A 601-nucleotide genomic window follows, 5' to 3' on the forward strand; every position below is an offset into this window, starting at 1 on the left:
GAATGTGTCAGCGCGCCGGACGATATGTAGTCCACACCCGTCGCCGCAATCGAGGCGACCCGGTCCAGTTTCACATTCCCCGAGGCTTCAGTCTTCATACGGCCATCCACCATCGCAACGGCCTCGCGCAGCACGTCATTTTCCATGTTGTCGAGAAGCACGACCGAGGCACCGCCGACCTCGAGCACTTCGGCCAGTTGGTCCAGACGGTCCACTTCGATCTCGACCGCCATCATGTGGCTGGCATGGGCTTTGGTTGCCTCCAGAACCTGACGTACACCTCCCGCCGCGGCGATGTGGTTGTCTTTGATCAGGATGGCGTCCGACAAGGAATAGCGATGGTTGAACCCGCCGCCATGCAGCACGGCCAGCTTTTCGACCAGACGCAGGCCGGGTGTTGTTTTCCGCGTGCAGGTGACGCGTGTTTTGGTGCCTTCAGTCTCGGCCACGAAGCCTACGGTCTTGGTGGCAATGCCGGTCAGGCGACCCGCAAAGTTCAGCGCGACGCGTTCGCCGGACAGGATCGAAGCGGCCGATCCTTTGATGGTCATCAATGTGTCGCCCTTCTGGCATGTCAGGCCATCTGCGATATGAGTGACAA

General features: G+C 60.2%; 1 protein-coding gene. It reads right to left on the reverse strand.

The features are described 5' to 3' along the window. A partial coding sequence (gene nadC, locus Q1A75_RS24035; protein ID WP_299593611.1) for a carboxylating nicotinate-nucleotide diphosphorylase occupies positions 1 to 601 on the reverse strand: 601 nt, incomplete at both ends.

Source organism: uncultured Tateyamaria sp., assembly GCF_947504105.1.
Classification (GTDB): domain Bacteria; phylum Pseudomonadota; class Alphaproteobacteria; order Rhodobacterales; family Rhodobacteraceae; genus Tateyamaria.